The organism is Kocuria sp. CCUG 69068, assembly GCF_020833785.1.
GTDB lineage: Bacteria > Actinomycetota > Actinomycetes > Actinomycetales > Micrococcaceae > Kocuria > Kocuria rosea.
This window is the reverse complement of sequence record NZ_PDDL01000027.1, coordinates 1-23,496: the sequence shown is the minus strand read 5'-3', so window position 1 is coordinate 23,496 and position 23,496 is coordinate 1. Positions and strand designations below refer to the sequence as shown.

The 23,496-nt window shown below is 74.0% G+C and carries 24 protein-coding genes; 21 read left to right on the top strand and 3 right to left on the bottom strand.

From position 1 onward, the window contains the following. Positions 1-15: 15 nt before the first annotated feature. The 10 genes from CRM73_RS07580 (at position 16) to dapF (ending at position 10,606) form a co-directional block, all read left to right on the top strand. Positions 16-2,997 (top strand): DNA translocase FtsK, encoded by a 2,982-nt coding sequence (locus tag CRM73_RS07580; protein WP_229587278.1) that lies wholly within the window; start codon positions 16-18, stop codon positions 2,995-2,997. Positions 2,998-3,034: 37 nt separating this feature from the next. After that, positions 3,035-3,640, top strand: a complete 606-nt coding sequence (gene pgsA / locus CRM73_RS07575; protein ID WP_017832914.1) for a CDP-diacylglycerol--glycerol-3-phosphate 3-phosphatidyltransferase — start codon at positions 3,035-3,037, stop codon at positions 3,638-3,640. After that, positions 3,637-4,131, top strand: coding sequence for a CinA family protein (locus CRM73_RS07570; RefSeq protein ID WP_017832913.1), 495 nt, complete (start codon positions 3,637-3,639; stop codon positions 4,129-4,131). The genes pgsA and CRM73_RS07570 overlap by 4 nt, the downstream gene beginning before the upstream one ends. Before the next feature lie 163 nt (positions 4,132-4,294). Then, on the top strand, positions 4,295-4,726 hold the full coding sequence (locus CRM73_RS07565) for a helix-turn-helix domain-containing protein (RefSeq protein ID WP_017832912.1): 432 nt from the start codon (positions 4,295-4,297) through the stop codon (positions 4,724-4,726). A gap of 154 nt (positions 4,727-4,880) precedes the next feature. After that, on the top strand, positions 4,881-5,102 hold the full coding sequence (locus tag CRM73_RS07560; RefSeq protein WP_017832911.1) for a DUF3046 domain-containing protein: 222 nt from the start codon (positions 4,881-4,883) through the stop codon (positions 5,100-5,102). Positions 5,103-5,336: 234 nt separating this feature from the next. Further along, positions 5,337-6,449 carry a recombinase RecA gene (gene recA, locus CRM73_RS07555; protein ID WP_017832910.1) on the top strand — a complete coding sequence of 371 codons (1,113 nt, stop codon included), beginning with the start codon at positions 5,337-5,339 and terminating at the stop codon, positions 6,447-6,449. 8 nt (positions 6,450-6,457) lie between these two features. Further along, positions 6,458-7,090 (top strand): regulatory protein RecX, encoded by a 633-nt coding sequence (locus CRM73_RS07550; protein ID WP_144836329.1) that lies wholly within the window; start codon positions 6,458-6,460, stop codon positions 7,088-7,090. Between the two features lie 29 nt (positions 7,091-7,119). Next, the gene (gene miaB, locus CRM73_RS07545) at positions 7,120-8,649 is read left to right on the top strand and encodes a tRNA (N6-isopentenyl adenosine(37)-C2)-methylthiotransferase MiaB (protein ID WP_229587283.1); all 1,530 of its coding nucleotides are present in this window, start codon (positions 7,120-7,122) and stop codon (positions 8,647-8,649) included. Next, the gene (miaA, locus tag CRM73_RS07540) at positions 8,646-9,566 is read left to right on the top strand and encodes a tRNA (adenosine(37)-N6)-dimethylallyltransferase MiaA (RefSeq protein WP_017832907.1); all 921 of its coding nucleotides are present in this window, start codon (positions 8,646-8,648) and stop codon (positions 9,564-9,566) included. The genes miaB and miaA overlap by 4 nt, the downstream gene beginning before the upstream one ends. A gap of 50 nt (positions 9,567-9,616) precedes the next feature. Beyond that, positions 9,617-10,606 carry a diaminopimelate epimerase gene (gene dapF / locus CRM73_RS07535; RefSeq protein WP_035929669.1) on the top strand — a complete coding sequence of 330 codons (990 nt, stop codon included), beginning with the start codon at positions 9,617-9,619 and terminating at the stop codon, positions 10,604-10,606. Positions 10,607-10,664: 58 nt separating this feature from the next. Here dapF and CRM73_RS07530 read toward each other — a convergent pair whose 3' ends face one another. Further along, on the bottom strand, positions 10,665-11,327 hold the full coding sequence (locus tag CRM73_RS07530) for a class I SAM-dependent methyltransferase (RefSeq protein WP_211309924.1): 663 nt from the start codon (positions 11,325-11,327) through the stop codon (positions 10,665-10,667). A gap of 140 nt (positions 11,328-11,467) precedes the next feature. Between CRM73_RS07530 and hflX the strand changes: the two genes are divergently transcribed. Beyond that, complete coding sequence (gene hflX / locus CRM73_RS07525) at positions 11,468-13,096, top strand: GTPase HflX (protein WP_017832904.1); 1,629 nt, start codon at positions 11,468-11,470, stop codon at positions 13,094-13,096. Positions 13,097-13,100: 4 nt separating this feature from the next. Further along, positions 13,101-15,179 (top strand): ATP-dependent DNA helicase, encoded by a 2,079-nt coding sequence (locus CRM73_RS07520; protein WP_313960168.1) that lies wholly within the window; start codon positions 13,101-13,103, stop codon positions 15,177-15,179. A 150-nt stretch (positions 15,180-15,329) separates the two neighbouring features. Here CRM73_RS07520 and lexA read toward each other — a convergent pair whose 3' ends face one another. Beyond that, entirely contained in the window at positions 15,330-16,109 is a 780-nt protein-coding gene (lexA, locus tag CRM73_RS07515) for a transcriptional repressor LexA (RefSeq protein ID WP_035929659.1), read from the bottom strand. Between the two features lie 344 nt (positions 16,110-16,453). Between lexA and CRM73_RS07510 the strand changes: the two genes are divergently transcribed. The 7 genes from CRM73_RS07510 to CRM73_RS07480 all read left to right on the top strand — a co-directional run bounded on the left by CRM73_RS07510 (position 16,454) and on the right by CRM73_RS07480 (position 21,436). Continuing rightward, complete coding sequence (locus CRM73_RS07510; RefSeq protein WP_109243421.1) at positions 16,454-16,882, top strand: hypothetical protein; 429 nt, start codon at positions 16,454-16,456, stop codon at positions 16,880-16,882. Positions 16,883-16,972: 90 nt separating this feature from the next. Then, entirely contained in the window at positions 16,973-18,076 is a 1,104-nt protein-coding gene (locus tag CRM73_RS07505) for a histidinol-phosphate transaminase (RefSeq protein ID WP_229587277.1), read from the top strand. Positions 18,077-18,220: 144 nt separating this feature from the next. Beyond that, a complete protein-coding gene (hisB, locus tag CRM73_RS07500) occupies positions 18,221-18,850 on the top strand; it encodes an imidazoleglycerol-phosphate dehydratase HisB (protein ID WP_017832899.1) in 630 nt (209 codons plus the stop codon). Continuing rightward, complete coding sequence (gene hisH / locus CRM73_RS07495) at positions 18,847-19,614, top strand: imidazole glycerol phosphate synthase subunit HisH (protein ID WP_229587276.1); 768 nt, start codon at positions 18,847-18,849, stop codon at positions 19,612-19,614. The genes hisB and hisH overlap by 4 nt, the downstream gene beginning before the upstream one ends. Further along, a complete protein-coding gene (locus tag CRM73_RS07490) occupies positions 19,611-19,772 on the top strand; it encodes a hypothetical protein (RefSeq protein WP_017832897.1) in 162 nt (53 codons plus the stop codon). Before hisH ends, CRM73_RS07490 begins: the two co-directional genes overlap by 4 nt. 60 nt (positions 19,773-19,832) lie before the next feature. After that, on the top strand, positions 19,833-20,585 hold the full coding sequence (priA, locus tag CRM73_RS07485; RefSeq protein WP_017832896.1) for a bifunctional 1-(5-phosphoribosyl)-5-((5-phosphoribosylamino)methylideneamino)imidazole-4-carboxamide isomerase/phosphoribosylanthranilate isomerase PriA: 753 nt from the start codon (positions 19,833-19,835) through the stop codon (positions 20,583-20,585). Continuing rightward, the gene (locus CRM73_RS07480; protein WP_229587275.1) at positions 20,582-21,436 is read left to right on the top strand and encodes an SseB family protein; all 855 of its coding nucleotides are present in this window, start codon (positions 20,582-20,584) and stop codon (positions 21,434-21,436) included. Before priA ends, CRM73_RS07480 begins: the two co-directional genes overlap by 4 nt. A 45-nt stretch (positions 21,437-21,481) precedes the next feature. Here the strand turns inward: CRM73_RS07480 and CRM73_RS07475 are convergent, their stop codons facing one another. Continuing rightward, complete coding sequence (locus CRM73_RS07475) at positions 21,482-21,892, bottom strand: DUF1844 domain-containing protein (protein ID WP_017832894.1); 411 nt, start codon at positions 21,890-21,892, stop codon at positions 21,482-21,484. Between the two features lie 105 nt (positions 21,893-21,997). On the opposite strand from CRM73_RS07475, the gene CRM73_RS07470 reads away from it, so the two are divergent. Both CRM73_RS07470 and infC read left to right on the top strand, forming a co-directional pair. Beyond that, positions 21,998-22,294, top strand: coding sequence for a DUF503 domain-containing protein (locus CRM73_RS07470; RefSeq protein ID WP_017832893.1), 297 nt, complete (start codon positions 21,998-22,000; stop codon positions 22,292-22,294). Between the two features lie 337 nt (positions 22,295-22,631). After that, a partial coding sequence (infC, locus tag CRM73_RS07465) for a translation initiation factor IF-3 (protein WP_229587282.1) occupies positions 22,632-23,496 on the top strand: 865 nt, incomplete at its 3' end.

Below are 23,496 nucleotides of genomic sequence, written 5' to 3'. Positions count from 1 at the left end.
GTCTACCCTGGGAGCATGGCGACTCGTACTTCCCCCGCCCGCAAGGGCGCCTCGACGTCGCGTGGCAAGAACAGCACGTCTTCTGCGCGGTCGTCGGGATCCAGCCGGTCCACCTCCACCCGCCGTCCGTCGACCGCCGGACGGGGCTCCGCGGCGCCCGCCGCGAGCTCCCCGCGGGTGCTGCACGGCACGGGCGCCGCCCTGGCCTGGTGCGCCCGCGCCGTCGGAGGCGTCTGGACGGCCCTCGCCCACGTGGTCGGCGGCGCCGTGCGCCGCATGGGCACCCTGCGCACGGACGTGCCCGCGGAGTCGCTGCGCGACGGCGGCGCCCTCTTCCTGCTGATGCTGGGCCTCCTCGCCGCGGCCGTCGAGTGGTGGAACCTGCCCGGCGCGTCCGCGCCGTGGCTGGCGGTCCCCGCCGTGGCGGTGCACGAGGTCCTCGCGGGGACCTTCGGCTGGACGGCCCTGGTGCTGCCGCTGCCCCTCGTGGGCTTCGCCCTGCGCCGCTTCCGCCACCCCGAGGACACCTCGGCCAACAACCGCATCGCGATCGGGCTGGGCGCCGCCGTCGTCGCCGGCTCCGGCCTCGCGCACGTGCTCCTGGGGCAGCCGTCCCCGAGCCAGGGCCAGGAGGCGCTCCGGAGCGCCGGCGGCTACGTGGGATTCCTCGCCGCCGACCCGCTGAGCGCCCTCATCACCCCGGTCGGCGCCGGCGCGATCTTCGTCGCGGCCCTGTTCCTGTCCGTGCTCGTGGTCACCGCGACGCCCGTCAACCTCATCCTGCCGCGACTGCGGCAGGGCTACTGGCGGCTCATGGGCCAGGACGGGCCCGTCTCCGCGACCGACGTGTCCGCCGCCCGGCACGACCGCTCCTACCTGGACGAGCACGCCGCGCGCGCCGAGGCGGCCAAGACCCGCCGCGAGAAGCGCCGCGAGCGCAAGGCGGCCGAGGCCGAGCGCCGCGCCCTCGACGGCTACCGCGGGGACGAGGCCTTCGAGCGCGCCGTCGTCGCCGAGGAGGCCGCCGACGGCCAGGCGCCCACCCGCGTCTTCGACGTCGACTCCGCGCGCGCCGCCCGGCAGCGGGCCGCCGCGGCGGGAACGGCGGGGGCGGCGGGATCCGCCGAGCCGGCCGCCGCCGCGGAGCAGAGGGGCGACGTCCCCCGGCCGGGGCAGAAGCGGCCCACCCAGGAGCAGCTCGCCGCCCGCCGGCTGCGCCGGGAGCAGGGCCTCGAGCCGGCCGCGGACACCGCCGCGGGCTCCGGCTCCCCGGCGCTGGAGGACGTGGCCGCCGAGCCCACCGGCTCCACGTCCGTCACCGCCCGCACCCACACCCCCGAGTCGCCCATCCCCGCCCGCGCGGAGCAGCTCAAGCTCGAGGGCGACATCGCCTACTCCCTGCCCGCGGCCGGCGCGCTCGTGCAGGGACCGCCGCCCAAGGAGCGCTCCGAGGCCAACGACGCCGTGGTCGCCTCCCTGACGAGCGTGCTGGAGCAGTTCAACGTGGACGCCGTGGTCACCGGCTTCTCCCGCGGGCCCACCGTCACCCGGTACGAGATCGAGCTGGGCTCCGGCACCAAGGTCGAGCGCGTCACGGCGCTGTCCAAGAACATCGCCTACGCCGTGGCCTCCGCGGACGTGCGCATCCTCTCGCCGATCCCCGGCCGGTCCGCGATCGGCATCGAGATCCCGAACACCGACCGCGAGACCGTGTCCCTGGGCGACGTCCTGCGCTCGCACAACGCCCGCAAGACGGAGCACCCCATGGTCATGGGCGTGGGCAAGGACGTCGAGGGCGGCTACGTGGTGGCCAACCTCGCGAAGATGCCGCACCTGCTCGTCGCCGGCGCCACCGGCGCGGGCAAGTCGAGCTTCGTGAACTCGATGATCGTCTCGCTCCTGATGCGCGCCACCCCGGACGAGGTGCGGATGGTCATGGTCGACCCGAAGCGGGTCGAGCTGACCGCCTACGAGGGCGTGCCCCACCTGATCACCCCCATCATCACGAACCCCAAGAAGGCCGCCGAGGCGCTGCAGTGGGTCGTGCGGGAGATGGACGCCCGCTACGACGACCTCTCGCACTACGGGTACAAGCACGTCGACGACTTCAACAAGGCCGTGCGCAACGGCAAGGTCCAGCCCGAGCCCGGCTCGAAGCGCGTGATCCGGCCGTACCCGTACCTCCTCGTGATCGTCGACGAGCTCGCGGACCTGATGATGGTCGCCCCGCGCGACGTCGAGGACGCGATCGTGCGGATCACCCAGCTCGCCCGTGCCGCCGGCATCCACCTGGTGCTCGCCACCCAGCGGCCCTCCGTGGACGTGGTCACCGGTCTGATCAAGGCCAACGTGCCCTCCCGGATGGCGTTCGCGACGTCCTCGGTCACCGACTCCCGCGTGGTCCTGGACCAGCCGGGCGCCGAGAAGCTCATCGGCCAGGGCGACGCCCTGTTCCTGCCCATGGGCGCCTCCAAGCCGATGCGCGTGCAGGGCGCGTGGGTCACCGAGTCGGAGATCCACGAGGTCGTCGACCACGTCAAGGGCCAGATGAAGGCGCACTACCGCCAGGACGTGGTGCAGGAGGCCCCCAAGAAGACCATCGACGAGGACATCGGGGACGACCTCGACGTCCTCCTGCAGGCCACCGAGCTCGTGGTGACCACGCAGTTCGGGTCCACCTCCATGCTCCAGCGCAAGCTGCGCGTCGGCTTCGCCAAGGCCGGCCGGCTCATGGACCTGTTGGAGTCCCGCGGCGTCGTCGGGCCCTCCGAGGGGTCCAAGGCGCGGGACGTGCTCGTCAAGCCCGACGACCTCGCCGCGACCCTCGCCGTGCTCCGGGGCGAGGAGCCGCCCGCGCCGCCGGCCGGCGCCGGCGGGTCGGTCGACTACGGCGAGGACCCGGTCGAGGCCTCGCTGGCCCGGACCGCGACCGACCACGGCGACGGCGCCGAGGACCCCGAGGAGTCCGAGGACGCCTGGCAGCTGACCGGCCGCTGAGCCGACCCCGTCCCACCCACCAGGAAGCGAGCACCAGATGAGCCCCGCGGACCCGGCGTCCAACCTCAACCTGCCGAACGCGCTGACCGCCCTGCGCATCGTGCTGGTGCCCTTCTTCGTGTGGTTCCTGTGGGTGGGAGGCACCCAGGGGGAGGACTCCCTGGGCATGCGGTGGGCCGCCCTGGCGGTCTTCGCGGTCGCCATGTACACGGACAAGCTCGACGGCGACATCGCCCGGGCCCGCGGGCTGATCACCAGCTTCGGCAAGATCGCCGACCCCATCGCCGACAAGCTGCTGACCGGCGCCGCGTTCGTGGTGCTCTCGATGCTCGGCGAGCTGTGGTGGTGGGTGACCGTGGTGATCCTCGTCCGCGAGTGGGGGATCACGCTCCTGCGCTTCGTCGTCATCCGCTACGGCGTCATGGCCGCCTCGAAGGGCGGCAAGCTCAAGACCGTCCTGCAGACCGTGGCGCTCCTGCTCCTGCTGCTCCCGCTGGTGCCCCTGGTGGGCGCGTGGTGGCCGTGGCTGGGCTGGATCGCGATGGGGGCGGCCCTCGTGGTCACGGTCGTGACCGGCGTGGACTACGTGGTCAAGGCGGTCCAGCTGCGCCGCCGGGCGCTGGCCGGGCGGAACGCGGCGTGACGGAGCCGCAGCCGGCCGCCCGGGCGCTCGTCGAGGAGGCCGTCCGCCGGGCGCTGACGGTCGCGACCGCGGAGTCCCTCACCGGGGGAGCGCTGGCCGCCGCCGTCGTCGACGTCCCCGGGGCCTCGGCCTGCTTCGAGGGCGCGGTCGTCTCCTACTCCAACCGGGTCAAGACCGAGGTCCTCGGCGTGCCGGCCCGGCTGCTCGCCGAGCGGGGCTCCGTCGACCCCGAGGTCGCGGTCGCCATGGCGGAGGGCGCCCGCCGCCGCCTCGGCACGGACTGGGCCGTCTCCACCACGGGCGCCGCCGGCCCCGAGCCGCACGACGGCAAGCCGGTGGGCACGGTCTACGTGGGCGTCGCCGGACCGGGCGGGTCCACCGTCCACGAGCTGGCCGCGGCGGGGGGCCGGGCGGAGATCCGGGCGGCCGCCGTGCGCGCCGCCCTCGAGCGGCTCACGGCGGCCCTGGTGCTCCCAGCCAACTCACAGTGAAAAACCGCCTCCTGCGGGGAAGAATGGAACCGTCAGCGGGGTTAGCAATGATCGCAGGCTCGAGTTGAGCCGATCGAAGTCAAGATGTCGACCGGCCGGCGCCGAGGCACCGCCCGCAGCAGGCGGTGAAGCTGCCGCACACACGAGGAGACGAGCGATTCACATGACCAAGCAACCCGTGTCCGTCAATGGCGTCGTCCGTTGGAAGGACGTGGGCCTCGACGAGGACGACAGCACCGAGACGAAGGACATGAAGATGGGTGTACTCCGCCAGGAGATCGGTGAGGTCCTGCGCAGCGTCCGCCAGCGCCAGGGACGCACCCTCCGAGAGGTCTCGCACAGCGCCCGCGTCTCCCTCGGCTACCTCAGCGAGGTGGAGCGCGGACAGAAGGAGGCCTCCTCCGAGCTGCTCGCGTCGATCTGCGCCGCGCTCGACATCCCGATGTCCCAGATGCTGCGCGAGGTCGCGGACCGGCTGGCCTACGCCGAGGGCCTCCTGGTCCCGGACACCGTGCCCAGCGACCTCACCGAGCAGTACTCGCGGGAGTTCGGCCGGGTCAACGGCGGCGAGGCCGCCGCGGCCGGCGCCCGCTGATCCGCCCGGGCGGCCCGCCGCCCGCCCACGACGTCCCGGAGGGCTCGTCGGTCCCAGGACCGCCGGGCCCTCCGGCCTGTGCCGGCCCCGCCGCCCGGATGGCAGGATGGACGGGCACGACCCCCGGCCGGCAGCACGACGAAGGAGGACGCGGATGAGGCTGAGCAGCTTCTGGCAGCTCATGGCCGACGAGTTCGGCGCGGGCTACAGCAGGGTCCTGGCCCGGGACCTGGTGCTCGGGGAGCTCGAGCACCGCACGGCCGCCGAGGCCATCGAGGCCGGCGTCGACCCGCGGACCGTGTGGTTCGCCCTCTGCCGGGCCCAGGACGTCCCCGAGTCCCGCTGGTGGGGCGTGGACCGCCCGCCCCGGGACTGACACCCGCCGGGCTCCCGGCGCGCCCGTGGACCCGCGACCGCTTCGAAGGTATATTCGAAGCAGCGGGTCGCGGACTGCACAGCCCGGTCCGTCCCGGGAGAGTGGTTCCCGCTCCTCCCCAGGCCCCGCGCGAAGCCTTACGGTGTCCGACCACGGCGATACCGTGGAACACGAAAAGACCAGCAGCAACGGTTCCGGCCGCACCGGCGGAACCCCCCGAACACGAGGTGGACCATGGCAGCCAAGGGCAGCAACAAGCAGAGCGCCGACCAGCAGTTCGGCAGCGACCGCGAGAAGGCTCTCGAGACCGTTCTCGCGCAGATCGACAAGAACTACGGCAAGGGCTCGGTCATGCGCCTGGGCGACCGTCCGGCGACCAAGATCGAGACCATCCCCACCGGGTCCATCGCGATGGACGTCGCGCTGGGCATCGGCGGGTTCCCGCGCGGGCGCGTCGTGGAAATCTACGGCCCGGAGTCCTCCGGCAAGACGACCGTGGCCCTGCACGCGGTCGCCAACGTCCAGAAGGCCGGCGGGATCGCCGCCTTCATCGACGCCGAGCACGCCCTCGACCCCTCCTACGCCGAGAAGCTCGGCGTGGACACCGACAGCCTGCTGGTCTCGCAGCCGGACACCGGTGAGCAGGCCCTGGAGATCATGGACATGCTCGTCGGCTCCGGATCCATCGACATCATCGTCATCGACTCGGTGGCGGCCCTGGTGCCCAAGGCCGAGATCGAGGGCGAGATGGGCGACAGCCACGTGGGCCTGCAGGCCCGCCTGATGAGCCAGGCGCTGCGCAAGATCACCGGCCGGCTCTCCCACTCGAACACCACCGCGATCTTCATCAACCAGCTGCGCGAGAAGATCGGGGTGTTCTTCGGCAGCCCCGAGACCACCACCGGTGGCAAGGCGCTGAAGTTCTACGCCTCGGTCCGCGTGGACGTGCGCCGCATCGAGACCCTCAAGGACGGGGCCAACCCGGTGGGCAACCGGACCCGCGCCAAGATCGTCAAGAACAAGATGGCGCCGCCCTTCAAGCAGGCCGAGTTCGACATCCTCTACGGGGAGGGCATCTCCACCGAGGGCGGGCTCATCGACATGGGCGTGGAGCACGGCATCGTCAAGAAGTCCGGGGCGTGGTTCACCTACGAGGGCGACCAGCTGGGGCAGGGCAAGGAGAACTCGCGCCGGTTCCTCAAGGACAACCCGGAGCTGGCCGAGGAGATCGAGCGCCGGATCCTGGTGAAGCTCGGGGTCGTCGAGGAGCCGGAGACCGCCGAGGAGACCGCGGAGGAGCAGCCCGTGACCGGGCTGCCCACCGAGGTCGCCGGCCCGGCCTTCTGAGCGGGTCCGTGACCGAGAGCCCGTACGACCGCCGGCGCCGCCGGTCCTCCGCCCGCCACCGCGGGCCGGAGGGCCCGGCGGCGTCGTCGTCCCCGGCCCAGGACCCCGAGCCGGACGCCCGGGAGGTGGCCCGGGCGATCGTCCTGCGCCAGCTCACCGCCTCGGCGAAGAGCCGCAAGCAGCTCGAGGACAAGCTCGCCGACCGCAACGTCCCCGAGGACGTTGCCCGGGAGGTGCTGGACCGGTTCGAGGAGGTCGACCTCGTCGACGACGCCCAGTTCGCGGAGCTCTACGTCCGCTCCCGGGCCGGCTCCCGCAAGCTCTCCCGGTCCGCGATCCGGCGGGAGCTGGCCACCCGCGGCGTCACGGGGGAGATCGCCGAGTCGGCACTCGAGCAGCGCACCGACGAGGACGAGCGGGCGGACGCCGCCGAGCTGGTGCGCCGCAAGCTCCCCGCCGGGGCCGAGCTCACCGACCGCGCCGAGCGGGACAAGGCCGTGCGGCGGCTGGTCGGGATGCTCGGGCGCAAGGGCTACCCGCCCGGGCTGGCCTTCGCCGTGGTGAAGGAGGAGCTCGAGGCGCGCTCCGGTGCCGCGGTCCAGGACGACGAGATGGGCGAGGAACACCCGGAGACCCCGTGACCGGGACCGCCCCGTACAATTGTCCGGTGATGTCGACCCCCGCAGCCCTTTCCCCGGACCCGACCGCGTCCTCCGGCGCGCCCGCCCCGCGCTCCTACGAGGTGCGCACGTTCGGGTGCCAGATGAACGTCCACGACTCCGAGCGGATCACGGGTCTGCTCGAGGCCGCCGGCTACGTCCCCGCCGCCGGCGGCGAGCCGGACCTCGTGGTGTTCAACACGTGCGCCGTGCGCGAGAACGCCGACAACAAGCTCTACGGCAACCTCGGCCAGCTCGTGCCCGCCAAGAAGCGCAACAAGGACCTGCAGATCGCCGTCGGCGGTTGCCTCGCGCAGAAGGACCAGGCCACCATCCTCGAGCGGGCGCCGTGGGTGGACGTCGTCTTCGGCACCCACAACATCGGCTCCCTGCCCGCCCTGCTGGAGCGCTCGCGGCACAACGCCGAGGCGCAGCTGGAGATCCTCGACGCCCTCGAGGTGTTCCCCTCGACGCTGCCCACCAAGCGGGACAGCGCCTACTCGGGGTGGGTCTCGATCTCCGTGGGCTGCAACAACACCTGCACGTTCTGCATCGTCCCGTCCCTGCGCGGCAAGGAGAAGGACCGGCGGCCCGGGGAGGTCCTCGCCGAGGTGCAGGCCCTCGTGGACGACGGGGCGGTCGAGGTCACGCTCCTGGGGCAGAACGTGAACTCCTACGGCGTGGAGTTCGGGGACCGCGGGGCGTTCGCCAAGCTGCTGCGGGCGTGCGGGCAGATCGAGGGCCTGGAGCGCGTGCGCTTCACCAGCCCGCACCCGGCCGCCTTCACGGACGACGTCATCGACGCCATGGCGGAGACCCCCAACGTCATGCCGCAGCTGCACATGCCCCTGCAGTCCGGCTCCGACCGGATCCTCAAGGAGATGCGCCGCTCCTACCGCTCGAAGCGGTTCCTCGGGATCCTGGACACGGTCCGCGAGCGCATCCCCGAGGCCGCGATCACCACGGACATCATCGTGGGCTTCCCTGGGGAGACCGAGGAGGACTTCCAGGCCACCCTCGACGTCGTGGCGGCCTCCCGCTTCTCCTCGGCGTACACGTTCCAGTACTCCGTCCGGCCCGGCACCCCCGCGGGGGAGATGGCGGACCAGGTGCCGAAGGCCGTGGTGCAGGAGCGCTTCGAGCGGCTCGTGGCGCTGCAGGACCGGATCGCCGCGGAGGAGAACCGGGCGGTGGTCGGCCGGCAGGTCGAGCTGCTCGTCACCGCGGAGGCCGGCAAGAAGTCCGAGCAGACCCACCGGCTCTCGGGCCGCGCGCGGGACCAGCGGCTCGTCCACTTCTCCGTCCCGGAGGGCGCCGAGGTCCCGCGGCCCGGCGACTTCGTGACGGTCGTCGTCACCGGCGCCGCCGCCTACCACCTCGTCGCCGACCCCCGGTCCCCGCAGGACTACGCGCTGCGGCGCTCGCGGGCCGGGGACGCCTGGGACCGCCGCCAGGCCGAGTCCTGCGGGGTCCCCGCCGCCCCGGGCGCCGCCGGCCCCGGGCCCGTGAGCCTGGGCATGCCGGGCCTCCCCGTCCGGTGACCCGCTCGGAGCTGCCGGTCGTCGCCGTCGTCGGGCCCACGGGCACCGGCAAGACCGCCCTGGGCGTCGAGCTCGCCCTGCGGCTGGGCGGGGAGGTCGTCAACGCCGACTCCATGCAGTTCTACCGCGGGATGGACATCGGCACCGCCAAGGCGACCGCGGAGGAGCGGCGCGGTGTGCCCCACCACCTCCTCGACGTCCTCGACGTCACCGAGGAGGCCTCGGTCGCGGACTTCCAGCGCGCCGCCCGGACCCGATTCGCAGAAATCCGCGTCCGCGGCCGGGTCCCCGTCCTGGTGGGCGGCTCGGGACTCTACGTGCGCGCGGCCCTGGACGTGCTCGAGCTGCCCGGCACCGACCCCGCGGTGCGGGCCCGGATCGAGGACGAGCTCGCGGCGCGGGGCCCCGGCGCCCTGCGGGAGCGGCTGCGCCAGGTGGATCCGGCGTCCGCCGCCCGGCTGCAGGACGAGCGGCGGCTGGTGCGCGCCCTGGAGGTGTGGGAGCTCACCGGCCGCCCGTTCACGTCCTTCATGCCCCGCCGCGAGCACGTGGAGCCCACGGTGCAGATCGGCCTGGACCTCGAGCGTGCCGCGCTGCACGACCGGCTCGCCCGCCGGGTCGGGGCCATGGTCGAGGCCGGCCTGGAGACCGAGGTGCGCGCCCTGGCGGCCCGCGGGCTGCGCGAGGGGCGCACGGCCTCCCGTGCCCTGGGCTACGGCCAGTTCCTGGACGTGGTGGACGGCCGCGCCACCGTGGCGGAGGCGGTCGAGGCCACCGTGGTGGCCACCCGCCGCTTCGCCCGCCGCCAGCGGACCTGGTTCCGTGCGGACCCCCGGGTGCACTGGCTGGACCCGTCCGCGCCCGGCCTCGCGGAGCGCGCCGCGGACGTCGTCGAACGGGTCGCGGCCGGGGGCTGAACCGCGGACCCGGCCGCGGACCGGCGGCCGGGTCCGCGTATCATGGCCGGGTGACTTCCGCCCAGAGCCCCACCGCCCAGCACGAGGACACCAGCCCCGCCCCGGACACCGCCCCCGGCGCCGACGCCGGCCCCTGGGGGGAGCTCCGGGGCCGCGCCTTCGCCAAGGGCCACGGCACGGGCAACGACTTCGTGCTGCTGACCGACCCGCACGCGGAGCTGGCCCTGGACGCCGAGCTGGTGACCCTGGTGTGCGACCGCCACCGCGGCATCGGGGGGGACGGGCTGATCCGCGCCGTGCGCTCCGAGGCGATCCCCGAGGGGCGGGCCGTCCTCGAGGCTGCGCCGGACGCCGAGTGGTTCATGGACTACCGCAACAACGACGGCTCCGTCGCCGAGATGTGCGGCAACGGGGTGCGGGTCTTCGTCCACTACCTGCTCCAGCGGGGTCTCGCCGCGGTCCCCGAGGGGGACGTGCTGCGCATCGGCACCCGCGCCGGGGTGAAGACCGTGGCCCGCACCGACTCCGGCTACGCCGTGGACATGGGGCCGTGGACCTTCCTCGACGGGGACGCGGCCCGGTCCCGCGGCTCGGACGCCGTCGTGACCGCCGAGGGGCTGAAGGTGCCCCGCCCCGCGCTGTCGATCGGCATGGGCAACCCGCACACCGTCGTGGCGCTCGCGGAGGGGGAGAAGCTCGACCAGCTCGGGCTGCACACTGCTCCCGTCGTGCGCCCGGAGCCCGTGGACGGGACCAACGTCGAGTTCGTGGTCCCCGCCGACGGCGACGACGACGGCGTGGGCCGGGTGCGGATGCGCGTGCACGAGCGCGGCGTGGGCGAGACGCAGTCCTGCGGGACGGGCGCGTGCGCCGCGGCGGCCGCGACGCGCTTCTGGGGCGGCGCCACGGCCCCCGACCAGTGGCTCGTGCAGGTGCCCGGCGGCATCGTCTCCGTGACGTTCGTCCCCGCGCCCGACGGCGCCGAGCACGTGGTGCTGGCCGGACCGGCCGTGCTGGTGGCCGACGGCACCTTCGTCTGAGGCCTGAGGCCTGAGGCCTGAGGCCCGAGGTTTGTGGGGGCGGCCCCGTGCCGGTCGCTCAGTCCCGCCGTTCGACGAGCAGGACCCGGAACCCCTTGTCGGTCGTGTGCCGGGAGACCCGGAAGGCGGCGCCCAGCGCGGTGCCGAGCCACTTCTGCAGCGAGTCCGCCCCGAGGTTCTTCTGCACCACCAGCCACGCCGTGCCGCCCTCGGCCAGCCGCGGCAGCCACTGGAGGAGCAGCTCGTGCAGCTGCTGCTTGCCGATCCGGATGGGCGGATTGGACCAGATGGTGTCGAAGCGCCGCTCCGCGGGCACCTGCTCCGGCAGCAGCGCCTCCACGCCGGTCAGGCCCAGGGCCGCCGCGTTGTCCCGGGTGAGCTCGAGCGAGCGCTCGTTGACGTCCACGGCCGTGACCCGGGCCCCCGGGGCGGCCCCGGCCAGGCTCAGCGCGATCGGGCCCCACCCGCAACCGATGTCCAGGAGCTCCGCCCCGGCGGGGTCGGGAACATTTTCCAGCAGCACGGACGTTCCCTTGTCGAGACCCCGCGGACTGAACACCCCGTTGGAGGTCTGCAGCGAGACCTCCCGCCCCCGCAGCCGCACGGCCACGGACCGCCGCACCTCGGGGACCGAGGGGTCCTCGGAGAAGTAGTGCTCGGTCCCCGGGTTGGGGGTCGCCGGGCCGGCCACGGGATCGGGGGAGTCGGGAGGCGGTGCCATAGCGCCCCATGCTACCGACAGCGCCCGCAGCGCACGCACCGGGAACCGGGGCGGACCCCGCCGGGACGCCCGGCTCCGACGCCGGGATGTCCGGCTCCGCCACTAGAATGTACTGATCAGCATCCCGTCCGAAAGGAACCATGACCCACCCCCGTGAAACCCCTGCCGAGCCCCGCGACGCCGCGGAGCCCGAGAACGGCCTGAGCCGGCAGGACCTGGAGGACGTCGTCGAGCGCGTGCTGTCCCGGGCCCGTGCCCGGGAGCAGGCCGCCGGGCAGGACACCGCCCCCGAGGACGACTCCACCGCGCCGGGCCGGTTCTCCGGCCGGGCCCGGGAGCTGGCCGACGCCGAGGACGGGCACACCGTCCACGACGGCGACCAGCAGGACCTCGAGGAGCGCCGCGCGCTGCGCCGCGTCGCGGGCCTGTCCACCGAGCTCGAGGACGTCACCGAGCTCGAGTACCGCCAGCTGCGCCTGGAGCGCGTGGTGCTGGCCGGGCTGTGGACGGAGGGCACGCTCGCGGAGGCCGAGAACTCCCTGCGCGAACTGGCCGCGCTCGCCGAGACCGCGGGCTCCGAGGTGCTGGACGGCATCGTCCAGCGCCGGCTCAAGCCGGACCCGGCCACGTACCTGGGCTCGGGCAAGGCCAAGGAGCTGCGGGACATCGTCGCCGCGACCGGCGCGGACACCGTCGTCGTCGACTCCGAGCTCGCCCCCTCCCAGCGGCGCGGGCTGGAGGACGTCGTGAAGGTCAAGGTCATCGACCGCACGGGTCTGATCCTCGACATCTTCGCCCAGCACGCCAAGTCCAAGGAGGGCAAGGCCCAGGTCGAGCTCGCCCAGCTCGAGTACCTGCTCCCGCGCCTGCGCGGCTGGGGCGAGTCCCTGTCCCGCCAGGCCGGCGGTCGCGCCGCCGCCGGTGAGGGCATCGGCTCCCGCGGCCCCGGTGAGACCAAGATCGAGCTGGACCGCCGGCGCATCCGCACCCGCATGGCCAAGCTGCGGCGTGAGATCGCCGCGATGAAGCCGGCGCGCGAGACCAAGCGGCTCAACCGCCGCCGCCACTCCGTGCCCTCGGTGGCGATCGCCGGCTACACCAACGCGGGCAAGTCCTCGCTGCTGAACCGGCTCACGGACGCGGGCGTGCTCGTGGAGAACGCCCTGTTCGCCACCCTGGACCCCACGGTCCGCCGCGCGCAGACACCGGACGGCATCGGCTACACGCTCTCGGACACGGTCGGCTTCGTCCGGTCGCTGCCCACGCAGCTCGTCGAGGCGTTCCGCTCCACCCTGGAGGAGGTCGCCGACTCCGACCTCATCCTGCACGTGGTGGACGCCTCCCACCCGGACCCGGAGGGCCAGATCCGCGCCGTGCGCCAGGTCTTCACGGACATCGACGCGCAGAACATCCCCGAGATCATCGCCCTGAACAAGGTGGACGCCGCCGACCCGTTCGTGGTCGAGCGGATCAAGCAGCGCGAGCGCAACGTGGTGGTGGTCTCGGCCCGCACCGGGGAGGGCATCGAGGAGCTCCGGCAGCGGATCAGCGAGTCCATCCCGCGGCCCGAGACGGTGCTGGACCTGCTCGTCCCCTACCAGCGCGGCGACGTGGTCAGCCGGCTGCACGACTGGGACGCGGAGATCCTGCGCACCGAGCACCTGCCCGAGGGCACCCACCTGCTCGTGAAGGTCCGCGAGGACCTCGCGGCCGAGCTCGCGGAGTTCGCCCCCGAGCGCGCTCCCGGCTTCGGCGCCGAGAGCGCCTGAGCGCGTGGCCGCCGCATTCGTGGACGAGTCCGGGCACGACGTCTCGGGCGTGCGCCCGGAGACCCTGCCCGGGGCCAAGGACTCCCTGGCCCTGCTGGACACCGCCGTGACCGCGATGGGCGGGCAGGTCCGGGACGGGCAGCGGCTGATGACCGCCAAGGTGGCCGAGGCCCTGGACCGGGGCCGGCACCTGCTGGTCCAGGCGGGGACCGGCACCGGCAAGTCCCTCGCGTACCTGGCCCCGCTCGTGGAGCACGCCCAGCACGCGGACAAGCCGGTGGTCGTGGCCACCGCGACGCTCGCGCTGCAGTCGCAGATCGTCGGCCGGGACGTGCCGCGCCTGCTGGCCGCCCTCGAGGGCGAGCTCGAGCGGGACGTGGACGTGGCCCTGCTCAAGGGCCGCAGCAACTACGCGTGCCTGCACAAGATCGAGGGCGGCTACCCGTCCGACGACGAGCCCGGCGCGCTCTTCGCGCTGCCCGACGCCGCCCCGCACCCCGGCCCGCCGCAGCCCGAGGCCGCCGAGAACCCCGGGCGGCTGGGGCAGGAGGTCCAGCGCCTGCGCGAGTGGGCCCGCGAGACCGGGACCGGCGACCGGGACGAGGTGCTCCCCGGGGTCAGCGACCGCGCCTGGCGCCAGGTGTCGGTCACGGCCAAGGAGTGCCTGGGCCGCAGCTGTCCCCTGGTCGAGGACTGCTTCGCGGAGCTCGCCAAGCAGCGGGCCGGTGAGGCCGACATCGTCATCACCAACCACGCCCTGCTCGCGATCAACGCGTTCGAGGGCATCACGGTGCTGCCCGAGCACGACGTCGTGGTCATCGACGAGGCCCACGAGCTCCAGGACCGGGTGACGGGCGCCGTCACCGGACAGCTCTCCGCGGCGATGGTCCGCTCGGCCGCCGCGTCCGCGCGCAAGCACACCTCCGCGAGCCCCGACTCGCTCACCGCCGGGGCCGCCAACCTCGAGGCCGCCCTGATGGGCGCTCCCGCCGAGCTGCTGCACCGCGGCCTCGGGGACGCCCAGGCGGCGGCCGTGGCCCAGATCCGGGACGCCGCCCGCACCGTGATGACCGAGTCCAAGGCCGGTCCCGGGGAGAAGGACGGGGATGCCGGCCGGCAGATGGCCCGCTCCCGGGTGAGCGACGTCCTCGACCTGGCCGAGCGGATCCTCGCCGCCGAGGAGCACCGCGAGGTGCTGTGGATCTCGCGCCAGGGCGGCTGGGAGCCGGGCCGCGGCTACGTGCCCGCGGAGGACACCGACCCGGCGACCCTGCACGTGGCCCCGCTCAGCGTGGCCGGCACCCTGCGGGAGGGGCTCTTCGACGGGCGCACCGTGGTCCTCACCTCCGCCACCCTGTCCGTCGGCTCGTCCTTCGACTCCGCCGCCGGCGCCCTCGGCCTGCGGGGCGAGGGCGCCCCGCGCTGGGAGGGCGTGGACGTCGGCAGCCCGTTCGACTACCCGAAGCAGGGCATCCTCTACCTCGCCAAGCACCTGGAGAAGCCCGGCCGCCGGCTCACGGAGGCCCAGCTGGACGAGATGCTGGCCCTGCTGGAGGCCTCCAGGGGCGGGGCCCTCGGGCTCTTCTCCTCCCGCCGGGCGGCGGAGGAGGCGGCCGAGGCGCTCCGCGGGCGCACCGACCTGCCGATCCTGTGCCAGGGGGAGTCCTCGCTCGCGGGACTCGTCCAGGAGTTCACCGACGACCCGGCCACGAGCCTGTTCGGCACGATGAGCCTGTGGCAGGGCGTCGACGTCCCGGGGGCCTCGTGCCGGCTCGTGATGATCGACCGGATCCCCTTCCCGCGCCCGGACGACCCGCTGGCGAGCGCCCGCAGCCGCGCCGCGGAACGGGCCGGCGGCAACGGGTTCATGTCCGTGTCCGCGACGCACGCGGCCGTGCGGCTCGCCCAGGGGGCCGGGCGGCTCATCCGCGCGGGCGGGGACCGGGGCGTCGTGGCGATCCTGGACTCCCGGATCGCGACCGCCCGCTACGGCGGCTTCCTCCGCGGGTCCCTGCCGCCGCTGTGGACCACCACGGACCGCCAGGTGGTGCTCGGCGCCCTGCAGCGGCTCTCCGTGGGCTGAGCACGTCCGGCGGACGCCCGGGGTCTCCCCGGACCGCGCCGGGCCCGCACGGGGTGCGGACAGCAGGAGGTGTCCGGACGGCGGCCGGCCCGGACGGCAACGGGCCCCCCACCGGCGGCGGAGGGCCCGGGTGCCGGGGCGTGCGGCGGCTCAGAGGCTGCGCAGCACCGAGACGACCTTGCCCATCACGGTGGCGTGGTCGCCGAGGATCGGCTCGTAGCGCGTGTTCTGCGGCAGCAGCCAGGTGTGGCCGTCCCGCTGGCGGAAGGTCTTGACCGTGGCCTCGTCGTCGAGCAGGGCGGCCACGATGTCACCGTTGTCGGCGGCGCTCTGCCGGCGCACCACCACCCAGTCGCCGTCGCAGATCGCGGCGTCGATCATCGAGTCGCCCTTGACGCGCAGCATGAACAACTCGCCGTGCCCGACCAGCTGGCGGGGCAGCGCGAGGACGTCCTCCACGGACTGCTCGGCCGTGATCGGCCCGCCGGCGGCGATGTGGCCCACCAGGGGGACCATCGTCACGTCCGCCGAGGTGGACAGCTCGGCCACGGCGTTCTGGGCGGCGGGACGAGCGGTCCGGCTCGCCGGTGCCGCCGGGGCCTCCTGCGACGGCTCGGCGGACTCCGCCCCGGCGGTCCCGCGCAGCTGCAGGGGAGTGAGCACCTCCATGGCCCGCGGGCGCTTGGGGTCGCGGCGCAGATAGCCCAGCTTCTCGAGCTGGGCGAGCTGGTGGGTGACGCTGGAGAGCGAGGCCAGGCCCACGAGGTCCCCGATCTCCCGCATGGACGGCGGATAGCCGTGCTCGGCGATGGAGCGCTGGATGGCCTCGAGGATGGTGCGCTGGCGCACGGTGAGCCCGCGGCTGCGCGAGCGTGCCCCGGGGCGGGCGCCCCGGGCGCGGGGCTCCTCGGGGGTGGGGGGCTGGGCCATGGGAGCGTCGTCCTTTCCCGTCCGGCTGCAGGTGCCGCAGCCGGTCTGCGCGGTCCCGGTTCCGATGTCGGACCCGGGTGGTTCGATGGGTCCCGGTCGGCAGGCGCAGGGGATCCGCAGCGCGCGCCGGCCGGGGGCCCGGACCTGTCCTCAGCCTAGGCGACACGCCGTGTGTGTTCAAACATATGTACGACCCGCTGTCGACAGCATTCGCAGACACGTGCTAGACATGGGTCATCGGTATTCGAAAGTATGTTCGATCGAATGGAGGCCCGCGAGGGTCGTCGACCGGACCGGTGTTCGAGATCGCCCGCTCCGTGCGGGAACGTCAAGGAGTTCATGTCATGAGTGCCAGTGCCACCCTCACCCCCGTCGTCGCCCGCCGCCGCGAGTCCGCAGGATCCGCCCGGGGGCTCGGCCGTGCGCTCCGGCGGGCCCGTCCCGCCCGCTCCGCGTCCCGCACCCCGCTGACCCTGACCCGCCGCGGCCGCCTGGTGTTCCTGGGGCTGCCCGTCCTGGCCGGCTCCGCCGCCCTGGTGGTGCTCGCCGTGATCTTCCTCGTCCCCTCGACGGCCACGGCCACGAGCGCACCCGTCCCGGGCTCCGGGACCGAGCAGACCACTGTGTTCCCCGGGCAGAGCCTGTGGGAGCTCGCCGTGGCGGCCGATCCGGACCGGGACCCGCGGGAGGTCATGGACGAGATCGTGGAGCTCAACGACCTGGACAGCTCCGTGCTCGTGGCCGGCCAGCTCCTCGAGGTCCCGGCCGCCTGAGCCGCCCGCCCGATCAGCACGCCCCGCTCTGTACACCCCGATCTGTACGCCCCGATCTGTACGCCCCGGGCGGAGCACTAAACTGTCCGGGTGACGCAGAACCTGGACCGACTCAACGCCCTCCCGCTCCGCGACGACCTGCGCGGCAAGACGCCGTACGGCGCCCCGCAGCTCGACGTCGCCGTGGCGCTCAACACCAACGAGAACACTCATCCGGTCCCGGCGGACGTGCACGCGGCGATCGTCCGGGAGGTCACCGAGGCGGCCTGGACCCTCAACCGGTACCCGGACCGCGAGTTCACCGCCCTGCGCGAGGAGCTCGCCGCGTACCTCGGCCACGGGCTCGGGCCCGGGAACCTGTGGGCGGCCAACGGGTCCAACGAGATCCTGCAGCAGATCCTGCAGGCCTTCGGCGGCCCGGGCCGCACCCTGCTCAGCTTCGTCCCCACCTACTCGATGTACCCGCTGCTGGCCTCCGGCACGCACACCGGCTTCGTCGCCGGGGAGCGGGCGGCGGACTTCGGCCTGTCCGCGGAGTCCGCGGCCGAGCAGGTGCGCCGGCACCGCCCCAACGTGGTCTTCCTCTGCTCGCCCAACAACCCGACCGGCACCGCGCTGGGCTCGGACGTGGTCACCGCCGTGTACGAGGCGGGGGAGGAGTTCCGCACCGTCGTGGTGGTCGACGAGGCGTACGCGGAGTTCTCCCACGGCGGCACCCCCACCGCGCTCACGTTGCTCGAGGGCCGGCCCCGGCTGATCGTCTCCCGCACCATGAGCAAGGCGTTCGCGCTCGCCGGCGCCCGCCTCGGCTACTTCGCGGCGGCGCCGGAGGTCGCCGACGCCGTGCGCCTGGTCCGGCTGCCGTACCACCTCTCCGCCGTCACCCAGGCCACGGCCCTGGCGGCCCTGCGCCACTCGGAGTCGCTGCTGGCCAACGTGGAGGACATCAAGGTCCAGCGCGACCGGATCGTCGACGAGCTCAAGCGGATCGGGCTGGAGCCGGCCGAGTCGGACTCCAACTTCGTGTTCTTCGGCGGCATGGAGGACTCCCGGGCCGTGTGGGGGGAGCTGCTCGAGGACGGGGTGCTCGTGCGGGACGTCGGGATCCCCGGCCACCTGCGCGTCACCGCCGGCACCGAGGAGGAGACCACCGCGTTCCTGACCAGCATGGAGCGGATCGTCTCCGGCGGCTGAGGGGCCCCGGGGCCGGGTCCTCCCGACCCGGATAGCATGGAGGCAGACCACCACCACCGGGCCCGGGGCGCCGCCGTGCGTCCCGGCCCGGACCATCCGCGGCCCACCGACGGCCGTGCCGCGCCCGCGAGGAGTTCCCACCGAATGAGCGACCAGACCACCACCGGCACCCGTGCGCCCCGCCGCGCCGCCCTGGAGCGGCGCACGAGCGAGTCCACGGTGTCCGTCGAGATCGACCTCGACGGCACCGGCGAGAACGACATCGACACCTCGGTGCCCTTCTACGACCACATGCTCACCGCGCTGTCGAAGCACTCCCTGATCGACATGCGGATCCGGGCGACCGGGGACACCCACATCGACGTCCACCACACCGTCGAGGACACCGCGATCGTCCTCGGGGACGCCCTGCGCCAGGCGCTGGGCGAGAAGGCCGGGATCCGCCGGTTCGGCGAGGCCACCGTCCCGCTGGACGAGGCCCTGGCCAACGCCGTGGTCGACATCTCCGGCCGGCCCTACGCGGTGCACACCGGCGAGCCGGAGGGCCAGCAGTACCACCTCATCGGCGGGCACTTCACCGGCTCCATGGTCCAGCACGTCTTCGAGTCCCTGGCCCACCACGCCGGGATCTGCCTGCACGTCACGCTGCTGGCCGGCCGGGACCCGCACCACATCGCCGAGGCCCAGTTCAAGGCCCTGGCCCGCGCGCTGCGCCAGGCCGTGGAGCCCGATCCCCGGGTCCGCGGCATCCCGTCCACGAAGGGGGCCCTGTGAGCACCGACGGCACCACCGCGACCGACGGCGCCGGCCGGCCCACCGTCACGGTCCTCGACTACGGCGCCGGCAACGTGCGCTCGGCCGTGCGCGCCCTCGAGGCCGCCGGCGCGGACGTGGTGCTCAGCGCCGACCCCGAGGCGGTGCTCGACGCCGACGGCCTCGTGGTCCCCGGCGTCGGCGCGTTCGCCGCCGTCATGGACGGTCTGCGCTCCGTGGACGGGCTGCGCCTGATCGGCCGCCGCCTCGCCGGCGGACGGCCCGTGCTGGGCATCTGCGTGGGCCTGCAGGTCCTCTTCGACTCCGGGGTGGAGCACGGCCAGGAGACCGAGGGCATGGGCGAGTGGCCCGGCGTCGTCGAACGGCTGAAGGCCGACGTCGTCCCGCACATGGGCTGGAACACGGTCGACCCGCCCGAGGGCAGCGTCCTGTTCCGGGGCATCGAGGACCAGCGCTTCTACTTCGTGCACTCCTACGGGGTGCAGGAGTGGGACTTCCCGCAGAGCATCCAGAAGATGCGGCCGCCGCAGGTCACCTGGTCCGACCACGGCGGGCGCTTCATCGCCGCTGTGGAGAACGGGGCCCTGTGCGCCACGCAGTTCCACCCCGAGAAGTCCTCCGAGGCGGGCATCCAGCTGCTGCGCAACTGGATCGGCACCCTGCCGCGCACGGGACGCCTCGACCACCTCAAGGCCGGCGACCCTCTCGGCGGGGACACCCTGGCCGGCCGGCCGACCCTGGAGAGCCAGGACGGCGCCGCGTGAGCGCGGCCGTCGTCGTCATGGTGCTCGGGGCGTTCGTCGCCGGCGGCGCCATCTCGTTCCACCAGCAGCGCAAGCCGCTGTGGACGGTCGTCCTCCTGGCCGCCGTCGCGGCGGCCCTCGTCGGCTACGGCTGGTACGCCTGGTTCCAGGGCCGCTGAGCTCCGGGCCCACCCCGAACGCCCGCACACCCGCACCCGAGCACCGAGAGAAGAGAACCCATGTCCCTGAGCGAGACCCCCCGCCTCCAGCTGCTGCCCGCCGTCGACGTCGCGGACGGCCAGGCCGTGCGCCTGGTCCAGGGCGAGGCCGGCTCCGAGACCGGCTACGGCGACCCGCTCGAGGCCGCCCTCGCGTGGCAGGAGGCCGGCGCCGAGTGGATCCATCTCGTGGACCTCGACGCCGCCTTCGGCCGCGGCGACAACATCGACGTCCTCCGCCGCGTGGCCGCCGAGCTGGAGCTGAAGGTCGAGATGTCCGGCGGCATCCGCGACGACGCCTCGCTGGAGCGGGCGCTGTCCCTGGACCCCGCGCGGATCAACCTGGGCACCGCGGCCCTCGAGAACCCCGAGTGGACGCAGAAGGTCATCGCCGAGCACGGCGACGTCATCGCGGTGGGCCTCGACGTGCGGGGCACCGTGCTCGCCGCCCGCGGCTGGACCGAGGAGGGCGGGGACCTCTGGGAGGTCCTGGACCGCCTCGAGGAGCACGGCTGCGCCCGCTACGTGGTCACCGACGTCACCAAGGACGGCACCCTCAAGGGCCCCAACCTGGAGCTGCTGCAGGAGGTCGCGACCCGCACCGACAAGCCCGTGGTCGCCTCCGGGGGGATCTCCTCCCTCGAGGACCTCGCCGCCCTGCGCACCCTGGTGCCCTCCGGCGTCGAGGGCGCGATCGTGGGCAAGGCCCTCTACGCGGGCCGCTTCACCCTCGAGGAGGCCCTCGACGTGGCGGGCCGGCCGGGAGCGCGGTGACCGAGCGGCCCCTGCCGGCGCACATCGCCGCCCAGCTCGCGGGCGCGGGCGGCACAGAGGACACCGGCGGCCAGGCCTGGGCGGGGCGCGACCTGGGGGAGGGCACCAGCCACACCCACCGCTTCCCCGACGACGACGGCGCCGCCGCCCCGGCCGTGCTGCAGGCCCTCGCGGACCTGCGCGCGGGGAGGGGGGACGAGTCCGCGGTGGTCGCCGCGCTGGCCGGGACCCGGGTCTTCGTGCCCGTCGTGGCCGAGGTCTCGGCCTCCACCGTGACCGAGGCCGGTCTGGTGGCCGACAAGGAGGCCGACATGGCGCTCGTGTCCCTGCGGGCGGCGGACGGCCGGCAGGTGCTGCCGGTCTTCACGTCCACCGCGGCGCTCGCGCACTGGCACGACCGGGCGCGGCCGGTGGCCACGGACGTCCGCCGGGCGGCCGTGGCCGCGGTCAAGGACGGCACCCAGCTGCTCGTGCTCGACCCGGGCACGGAGCTCCCGTTCGTCGTGCGCCGCCCGGCCCTCTGGGCGCTGGCCCAGGGCAGGACCTGGACGCCCTCCTACCGCAGCCCGACGGTCGGGGCGGGCGTGCGGCGCTGCGCCGAGGACCTGCCCGGGGTGCTCGGCGTGGGGACGGCCCCCGGCGACGGGGTGGCCGTGCGCGCCGCGGACGGGGCGGTCGTCCGGGGCGGCGGGGCGGGCCCCGAGCTGGCCGTGGTGCTGTCCCTGCGCGCCGGGCTCGACCGGGCGCAGCTGGACGACGTCGTCGCCCGCTTCCAGGCCCGGCTGAGCGTCGAGCCGGCCCTCGCGGAGGACGTGGACTCGATGCAGCTGCGTCTCACGACGGCGGGCTGACCCGGGGAACCCGGATCAGCCCGCGGCACGCGTGGTGACGGTCCTTCAGGTGACGGGACCCGTGAACCGCTCGCCGGGTCCCTGGCCGGGGGCGTCCGGGTAGCGCGAGGCCTCCCGGAACGCGAGCTGCAGGGTGCGCAGGCCGTCGCGCAGCGGAGCGGCGTGCTGCGAGCCGATCTCCGGGGCGGCGGCGGTGACGAAGCCGGCCAGCGCGGTGATGAGCTTGCGCGCCTCGTCGAGGTCCTTGAGCTCCTCCGCGTCCTCGCCGGCGGCGAGACCGCACTTCACGGCGGCGGCGCTCATGAGGTGCACGGCCGCGGTCGTGATGACCTCGATGGCGGGGACCTCCGCGATGTCGCGCATCTGCTCGTCGACGGCGCTGACCGTCTCCTGCGGGATCTCCTGGCCGGACCGTGCGGCGTCGTCGTCGAAGCGGAAGGTGTTCTCGGAAGTCATGTCCCAACTCTGCCACACCGCTGTCCGCCGCCCGGACCGTCCCGGCCCCGCCGGCACTATCCTGCTGGGGAGGCCGGGGGACGGCCGGGAGGAGGCGGGGACGCCGTGTGGATCGGGTGGATCGAGTTCGACGTGCTCCTGGGGGACGTGCACTCCCTCAAGGGCAAGCGCTCCGTGGTGCGGCCCCTCGTCGCGGAGCTGCGCCGCAGGTTCCCCGTGACCGCGGCCGAGGTCGGCCACCTGGAGCTCCACCGCCGGGCCCTGGTGGGCACCGCCGTGGTCGCGGCCGACGCCGCCCGCCTCGTCGAGGTCCTCGACGACGTCGAGCGCTTCGTCGCCGCCCGCCCGGAGACGGAGCTGCTCTCGGCCCGCCGGGCCCTGCACAGCACCGAGGACGAGTGACAGCGCGCACGCCCGCCGTTTCCCGAACCGGCGGCCCATGGGCTAGACTGGTCGGCAGTGTGCAAGTGGAGGAGACTCCCACCCGCGCCGGCCACGGTCCCCGATCCGCTCGGACGACCTGATCACGGCCGCCGGGTCCGCGACGACATCGTCCGCACGACGGCACGGCCGGGAGTTCCCGCGTCCGCTCCGTCACGCAGCGCGCCACCCCCGGGTGGCGCACCGATGAGCCTCCGCTTGCCGACCGCAGCGGGGGCTTTTTGTCGTTGCGGACCGGACCGAACCATGAGGTCCCCGGAAACCTCCGGGCGACCACGCAGAACATCAGGAGCACGGCATTAGCGATCCACGTATCAATGACAGAATCCGAGTCCCCGAAGTCCGTCTCGTCGGACCCGCAGGCGAGCAGGTCGGCATCGTCCGCGTCGAGGACGCACTGAGGCTGGCCCGCGAATCGGATCTCGATCTGGTCGAGGTGGCGCCCAACGCCAAGCCGCCGGTGGCCAAGCTCATGGACTTCGGCAAGTACAAGTACGAGGCCGCGGTCAAGGCCCGGGAGTCGCGCAAGAATCAGACGAACACGGTCCTCAAGGAGGTCCGGTTCCGGCTCAAGATCGACACCCACGACTACGAGACCAAGGTCGGCCACGCCAAGCGGTTCCTCGGGGCCGGCGACAAGGTCAAGGCCATGATCCAGTTCCGCGGCCGCGAGCAGCAGCGCCCCGAGATGGGCGTCCGCCTGCTCGAGCGCTTCGCGAACGACGTCGCGGAGGTCGGCGCGGTCGAGTCGAGCCCCCGGGTCGACGGCCGCAACATGGTGATGGTCGTGGGCCCGCTGAAGAACAAGGCCGAGGCCAAGGCCGAGGCGCGCCGCCAGAAGCAGCGCGACGAGGCGAAGGCCGAGAACGAGCGCAAGGCGAAGGACAAGATCGACACGTCCTCCGCGGCGCCCGTGACCCAGTCGATCGGGGACGCGTTCCCGGCCGAGCTGCGCGAACGGGCCGGGCAGGCCGAGGAGCCGGTGCAGCAGCCGGCCCCGGAGCCCGAGGTCCAGGAGCCGGCACCGGCCCCCGAGGTCCCGGAGACGGCGCAGGCCGCCGCCCCCGAGCCCGAGGTCGCCGAGCCGGAGGCGCCCGAGGCCGTCGAGGCCCCGGAGCCCGAGGTCGCGGAGGCGCCCGAGGTCGTCGAGGCCCCGGCGCCGA

Bases quoted from the DNA above. Each gene is read 5' to 3' on its own strand.
- CRM73_RS07580 (WP_229587278.1), top strand. From the start codon at position 16: ATGGCGACTCGTACTTCCCCCGCCCGCAAGGGCGCCTCGACGTCGCGT.
- pgsA (WP_017832914.1), top strand. From the start codon at position 3,035: ATGAGCCCCGCGGACCCGGCGTCCAACCTCAACCTGCCGAACGCGCTG.
- CRM73_RS07565 (WP_017832912.1), top strand. From the start codon at position 4,295: ATGACCAAGCAACCCGTGTCCGTCAATGGCGTCGTCCGTTGGAAGGAC.
- CRM73_RS07560 (WP_017832911.1), top strand. From the start codon at position 4,881: ATGAGGCTGAGCAGCTTCTGGCAGCTCATGGCCGACGAGTTCGGCGCG.
- recA (WP_017832910.1), top strand. From the start codon at position 5,337: ATGGCAGCCAAGGGCAGCAACAAGCAGAGCGCCGACCAGCAGTTCGGC.
- miaB (WP_229587283.1), top strand. From the start codon at position 7,120: ATGTCGACCCCCGCAGCCCTTTCCCCGGACCCGACCGCGTCCTCCGGC.
- CRM73_RS07530 (WP_211309924.1), bottom strand. From the start codon at position 11,327: ATGGCACCGCCTCCCGACTCCCCCGATCCCGTGGCCGGCCCGGCGACC.
- hflX (WP_017832904.1), top strand. From the start codon at position 11,468: ATGACCCACCCCCGTGAAACCCCTGCCGAGCCCCGCGACGCCGCGGAG.
- lexA (WP_035929659.1), bottom strand. From the start codon at position 16,109: ATGGCCCAGCCCCCCACCCCCGAGGAGCCCCGCGCCCGGGGCGCCCGC.
- CRM73_RS07510 (WP_109243421.1), top strand. From the start codon at position 16,454: ATGAGTGCCAGTGCCACCCTCACCCCCGTCGTCGCCCGCCGCCGCGAG.
- hisB (WP_017832899.1), top strand. From the start codon at position 18,221: ATGAGCGACCAGACCACCACCGGCACCCGTGCGCCCCGCCGCGCCGCC.
- priA (WP_017832896.1), top strand. From the start codon at position 19,833: ATGTCCCTGAGCGAGACCCCCCGCCTCCAGCTGCTGCCCGCCGTCGAC.
- CRM73_RS07475 (WP_017832894.1), bottom strand. From the start codon at position 21,892: ATGACTTCCGAGAACACCTTCCGCTTCGACGACGACGCCGCACGGTCC.